The following is a 6152-nucleotide window of genomic DNA, read 5'->3' on the forward strand; positions in this document are numbered from 1 at the left end:
TACCGAGAGTATGAATTCCAACTTTCATATTTGGACGCTGACACCTACAGATGTCTACAAGACTCTAACAACTACTCCTCAAGGTATCAGCGAAGCAGAAGCAAACTTAAGATTAAAACAATTCGGTTATAACGAACTTCCTGAACCCCAAACACGCCCTTTAATTCTCCGTTTTACCGACCAATTAACCCATTTCATGGCCTTGCTGTTGTGGGTAGCGGGAATATTAGCTTTTATTTCCCAAACACCAGAATTAGGTTGGGCAATTTGGGCAGTAATTTGGATTAATGCTATTTTTAGTTTTTGGCAGGAATATCAAGCGGAAAAAGCTTTATCAGCCCTGAAAAAAATCTTACCTTCCCAAGCTAAAGTTTTTCGGGATGGGAAATTATGTATAATTGCTGCCCGTGAGTTAGTTAGCGGCGATGTCATGCAGTTAGAAGAAGGTGATAAAATCTCCGCTGATGCCAGACTAATTGAAAGTCAGTCTCTATATGTAGATGCTTCCGTACTCACAGGGGAATCTTTGCCCGTTCCCCGCATTAGTGAATCTGTCACCGCCGCAAATATCCATGCTTCAGAAGCTAGTAACTTAGTATTTGCAGGTTCTACCGTGTCCGCTGGTCGAGGTTTGGCAGTAGTCTATGCCACAGGCACACATACGGAATTTGGTCAAGTCGCCCATCTTACAGCCAATGTCAAGCGGGAAGCCAGCACTTTAGAAGTGCAGATTTCTAGGGTGGTTCACATCATTACCATCATTGCTTTAAGTATGGGGGTGGTGATATTTTTACTCACTAAGTTGCTAGTAGGAATGCAACTCAAAGAAAGTTTCATTTTTGCCATTGGCATTATTGTGGCATTTGTTCCCGAAGGTTTATTACCTACTGTCAGTCTAGCCTTAGCCATTGGTGTCAAACGCATGGCCGCTAAGAATGCTTTGGTGCGGCGTTTGTCTGCGGTGGAAACTCTGAGTGCAACAACTGTTATTTGCACCGATAAAACTGGGACTTTGACTAAAAATGAAATGACTGTCCGCCAATTATGGATTCCCAATACTCAAATTAACGTGACTGGGGTGGGTTATGAACCCAAGGGAGAAGTAGAAATTATTACGGAAGAGTTAGGAACCGCAGAGGTGCAGAGAAATGAGGGTTTGAGGGATATGTCTCAGGTGCGGTTAATGTTGGCTGGTGCGGCACTTTGTTCTAATGCGCGGTTAAATCATCCCCCTAATTCTCATCAATGGCAAGTCTTGGGTGATCCTACGGAAGGGGCGTTATTGGTGGCTGCTATTAAGGCGGGGTTGAAGTTGGAGGAGTTGCAACACCAAGCACCAAGGGTTAGGGAAATTCCTTTTGATTCCCACCGGCGGATGATGACGGTTTTATTAGCAGGTAGTTTGCAGTTAGATAATGTTGAAAATTGCGAGTATGTGATTTTTACTAAGGGTGCGCCTTTAGATGTGTTGCAGCATTCCCGGTATTTATGGCATCCAGAGGAAAAGCTGGAATTGACGGAAACTCAGCGCGAGGAAGTTGTGGCGGCTAATGATCAAATAGCAAGTCAAGGTTATCGTGTATTAGGGGTGGCGACAAGGCAAGGTGGGGGGGAATTAAATCACCTAGATAATAATTTGTTGGAACAGGATTTGACTTTTCTGGGGTTGGTGGCGATGATTGATCCACCACGTCCAGAAGTTGCGGATGCGATCGCTCTTTGTCATCGTGCCGGCATTCAAGTTACTATGATTACAGGTGATTATGGGTTAACTGCTGCGGCGATCGCTCAACGCATTGGTTTAGCAAATGATAAACCCAGAATTATCACTGGTGAACAATTAGGACACCTTTCTGATACGCAATTACGGCAAATCATCCACAAGCACAAAACCGGGTTAGTATTTGCCAGAGTCATACCAGAACAGAAACTCAGATTAGTTGAAGCCTATAAAACCCTTGGTCATATCGTCGCTGTTACCGGCGATGGTGTTAACGATGCCCCGGCTTTACGGGCTGGAAATATCGGCATAGCCATGGGAATTAGCGGTACAGATGTTGCCCGTGAAGCTGCGGATATTGTGCTGATAGATGATAATTTTGCCACTATCGTCTCTGCAATTGAACAGGGTCGGGCGGTGTATCAAAACATCCGCAAGTTCATGACTTATATTCTCGCCTCCAACATGGCGGAGTTTTTACCTTTCCTAGCAATGGTGTTTCTAAAAATACCGCCAGCATTAGTAATTTTACAAATATTAGCCATTGACTTGGGTACAGATATGCTGCCGGCACTAGCATTAGGGGCAGAAAAACCGGAAACTGGTTCAATGGAGTTACCACCCCGGAAAAAATCCCAAGCACTGTTAGATTTACCTTTATTGCTCCGTGCTTACTGCCTTTTAGGACTGCTGGAAGGTTTAGCAGGGATGGCAGGATTTTTCTTTGTTTGGTGGTCAAATGGTTATAACCTTCCGCAATTACAGGCACTCAGTCCTAGTATTTTATCGCACTCAGCTAATGCGGCGACAATGGCCATTTATCACCAAGCCACGACAATGACTTTAGCGGTAATTGTGGCTTGTCAAGATGGTAACGTTTTTGCTTGTCGTTCGGAACGGTTTTCTATTTTGCGTTTGGGCTTTTTTACTAACCGTTTAATTTGGGCAGGAATTGGGGTGGAATGGTTATTAATTCTCTCAATTATTTATTCTCCTACTTTGCAAAAAATCTTCTCGACAGCAGCTTTAAAACCATCATATTTGTTGATGTTATTGTTTTGTCCACCGTTAATTTTAATAGCTGATGAATTAAGAAAGAAAATTGCGAGAAAAGTAAATTATAATTCAATACAGTTAGTTCAGGCAAAGCCAGATAGAGGTAGTTTATAGCGTTTTTCAAACAATTTGCGCCAAGACTCTATATCGAGTAGATGGTTTAGTTAAAATGGCACTTGACTTAATTAATCCTGAATATCTCAAAAACTAGTTTACAAATTACTGCTACTGTACCTTATAAACCCAGAATCTGCTGTAATTAAATATTGACCTCAAGACTTTGTAAACTATGGCTGAACTACCCAAAACCTTAGAAGATGCGATCGCTCAATCATCGGCAGCGGTAAAATCAGCTTTAGCTGATGGTATCACTCGCATTCAAGTTGATTTATTATTTCCAGAACTCAAATTCATGACAGTGGCAGAACAGTTTGTCCCCCTGTTTACTGAATATGAATCCCGTCTCAAAGTCTTCTTTGCTGATGCTGGCGCGGCTGCTTTAGCCCGTCGTGATTGGAAAGATGCACAATTCAAAATTCAAGATATTGGTACAGGACGGGTTGCATCCTTAGAAAGTAAAATTCAGCCAGAAGATGAAATTTTCCTATTTATCGCCCCCACATCGGTAGAAGTCCCACAATTAGAAAAGCTGTGTGAAATTATAGGCGATCGCCCCGTCATCATGTTAGTACCTCGCCTAGAAGACTCCAGCGTAGTCGGTATCGGTTATACAGCCAGAGAAACCCGTCGTCGCTTCATCAGCACCATCGAATCTTGTTACTATATCCGTCCCGTAGACGATCAATCTGCCCTGTTCCGTTGCTATCCTGGATTATGGGAAGTATGGCTAGAAACACAAGGTGAATATCAACAAGTTGCCGAACTGCCTAAAAAACCCTCCGGTGACGAATTAGACGCAATTCTCATGGGGGGACAAACCCAAAACACCAGCGACACCACACCCACCAAAAAACCCAGTGTGTTTAAGAGTTTACAACGATTTATCAAAGCTTTAAGCAATTAGGGTAATAACATCACTCGATTTTGGATTTACGATTTTTTCGTCTAAAATCTAAAATTCCCGGTGATGGGTACAACGGTTATTACCAATTACCCATTACCAATTACCCATTACCAATTATCAATTCCCCCATTATCCAATTTAAAGATGAAATTAATTTGTTCTCAAGGTGATCTCAGTAGCAACCTGTCCCTAGTCAGTCGTGCAGTCCCATCCAGACCCACTCACCCAGTCCTGGCTAACATCTTATTACAAGCAGATGCCAAAACCAATCAAGTTAGTTTAACCGCCTTTGATCTCAGTTTAGGTATCCGTACCAGTTTTACAGCCGAAGTATTAGAAGGTGGAGAAATTGCCCTCCCTGCCAAACTCCTGGTAGACATCACCTCACGCCTACCAGAAGGGGAAATTACCCTTGATAGTCAATTAGGAGATATAGGCGGAGAAGGTATAATTGTTACTCTCAAACCCAGAAGCGGCAAGTATCAAGTTCGGGCTATGGGTGCAGAAGAATTTCCCGAATTACCAATTGTGGAAAATGCCGAAGCAATTCACCTCACAACTGCGGCACTAATTGAAGGCTTAAAAGGTTCTTTATTTGCCACAAGTTCCGATGAAACCAAGCAAGTTCTCACCGGTGTACATTTAACCCTCAAACAAGACACCTTAGAATTTGCCGCCACCGACGGACACCGTTTAGCAGTGTTAGAAACCACAAATGAACGTCCTGTAGAGGGTAGCGAACAAGTAGAAGTAACAGTACCTGCCAAAGCATTACGAGAACTACAACGGATGCTAGGGCAACACGCCAATTCAGAACAAACCGTAGCCGTATATTTAGATCAAGGACAAGTAGTATTTGCTTGGCAAAATCAACGATTAACCAGCCGCACCTTAGAAGGACAATATCCCGCCTATCGGCAATTAATTCCTCGCCAATTTGAACGCCAAGTTACATTAGAAAGAAAGCAATTTATCAGCACCTTAGAACGAATTGCAGTGTTAGCAGATCAAAAGAATAATATTGTTAAACTCAGCATTGATAACGAAAATCAAGAAATAACCCTATCTTGTGAAGCCCAAGATGTTGGTAGTGGCACAGAATCAATGCCAGCCCAAATATCTGGAGAAAATATAGACATTGCTTTTAACGTCAAATATCTCATGGAAGGGTTAAAAGAATTACCATCTTCAGAAATTCAAATGCACTTAAATCAGAGTTTAACCCCAGTTATTTTTACTCCCTTGGGTGGTTTAAAAATGACCTATTTAGCTATGCCTGTACAGTTGAGAAATTAGTTTATTCATCCTAAATTTTTCATAGCACAAGATCCCCGATTTCTTGAAGAAATCGGGGATATAACCCCTTCAATTTTCATTGACTTGTATTCAGATTCGAGACTATTCTTATCTCCTCCTAATTCTTCCTCCTGACTCCTAGCCCTCACGAAAAGACTTTTTCAGCAACCCCTAATTAATAAAATAGGGATAAAGCGCAACGCTAAACCCCTGATTTTCCATGTTTCCTAGAACCACTTCTTGATCAAAAAGTCTTATTTCAAAATAGCATCATGCTGAGAAAGCAACTTCTCAACTTTTGCTTCTTCAATGCGGGAAGTAATCCTTTTTGTTTCATATAAATCTCTGGTAGTTTTTGCCAAAGTAAAAGTAGAACCAACAGAAAAAGCTAGACCCATACCCATAAATCCTTTTATCCAATTATCTACAGGTAAATTGACAATCCCAAAGGTAGTTATAGAAATAGATAAGATAAAAGATGCCCATGTTTGAAAAATCCACGCAGCACTATCTTTTTGTTGATTATATGTTTGCATATTTTTCACTTTTTAATTTACTTCCTACTAACACCATTCTATGTATTAGTAAAAAAATGTCAGGAGTAACTTACCAGTTCCGTAACTGTACTCACTGAAAATCAGGAAAAGAACAGAAAATACAGAAGTTATGGGTACAAAATTTGTACCAGTTTTGCAAGTGGCACACAAAAAATCTGTTGTAGGGTGCGTCAGACTGCAGACAAATCAATCATAATTTGCATAAAAATGATCATAAGTAAAAGCACTGGTGTGAACCAATGCTTGTATGTGTAATAAATACAAATTTTTAAGTAGGTTGGGTGATATTCCCGACTTCTTCTTTGATGATGTTAATAAATTAAGTAGTCGTGCAAAATAAATTTTATATTTTGGAGAGGGAACAGGGAACAGGGAACAGGGAACAGATAAGGAATACAGAGATTTTTCTTTTTTCCAAAAATGTTAAATTAATTTTGCTCAGGTACTTATCAACAATATTCAGAAGTCGGGGATTTGATTTTTATGAAAAACTGGATTT

At 40.9% G+C, this 6152-nt stretch carries 4 protein-coding genes; 3 read left to right on the forward strand and 1 reads right to left on the reverse strand.

Features of this window, described 5'->3' with window-relative positions; all coding sequences use genetic code 11:
- The first annotated feature begins 10 nt into the window (after positions 1-10).
- The 3 genes from CUN59_RS03635 to dnaN all read left to right on the forward strand — a co-directional run bounded on the left by CUN59_RS03635 (position 11) and on the right by dnaN (position 5096).
- Entirely contained in the window at positions 11-2890 is a 2880-nt protein-coding gene (locus CUN59_RS03635; RefSeq protein ID WP_104386546.1) for a cation-translocating P-type ATPase, read from the forward strand.
- Positions 2891-3065: 175 nt separating this feature from the next.
- Positions 3066-3800 carry a DUF1995 family protein gene (locus CUN59_RS03640; RefSeq protein ID WP_104386547.1) on the forward strand — a complete coding sequence of 245 codons (735 nt, stop codon included), beginning with the start codon at positions 3066-3068 and terminating at the stop codon, positions 3798-3800.
- Positions 3801-3944: 144 nt separating this feature from the next.
- Entirely contained in the window at positions 3945-5096 is a 1152-nt protein-coding gene (dnaN, locus tag CUN59_RS03645; RefSeq protein WP_104386561.1) for a DNA polymerase III subunit beta, read from the forward strand.
- 254 nt (positions 5097-5350) lie between these two features.
- Here dnaN and CUN59_RS03650 read toward each other — a convergent pair whose 3' ends face one another.
- Positions 5351-5632, reverse strand: coding sequence for a YiaA/YiaB family inner membrane protein (locus tag CUN59_RS03650; protein WP_104386548.1), 282 nt, complete (start codon positions 5630-5632; stop codon positions 5351-5353).
- Positions 5633-6152: the final 520 nt, after the last annotated feature.

It is taken from the genome of Cuspidothrix issatschenkoi CHARLIE-1, assembly GCF_002934005.1.
GTDB classification, from domain to species: Bacteria; Cyanobacteriota; Cyanobacteriia; order Cyanobacteriales; family Nostocaceae; genus Cuspidothrix; species Cuspidothrix issatschenkoi.

Excerpts from the sequence above, each read along its gene's own strand:
- CUN59_RS03635 (WP_104386546.1), top strand. The coding sequence starts at position 11 with ATGAATTCCAACTTTCATATTTGGACGCTGACACCTACAGATGTCTAC.
- CUN59_RS03650 (WP_104386548.1), bottom strand. The coding sequence starts at position 5,632 with ATGCAAACATATAATCAACAAAAAGATAGTGCTGCGTGGATTTTTCAA.
- CUN59_RS03640 (WP_104386547.1), top strand. The coding sequence starts at position 3,066 with ATGGCTGAACTACCCAAAACCTTAGAAGATGCGATCGCTCAATCATCG.
- dnaN (WP_104386561.1), top strand. The coding sequence starts at position 3,945 with ATGAAATTAATTTGTTCTCAAGGTGATCTCAGTAGCAACCTGTCCCTA.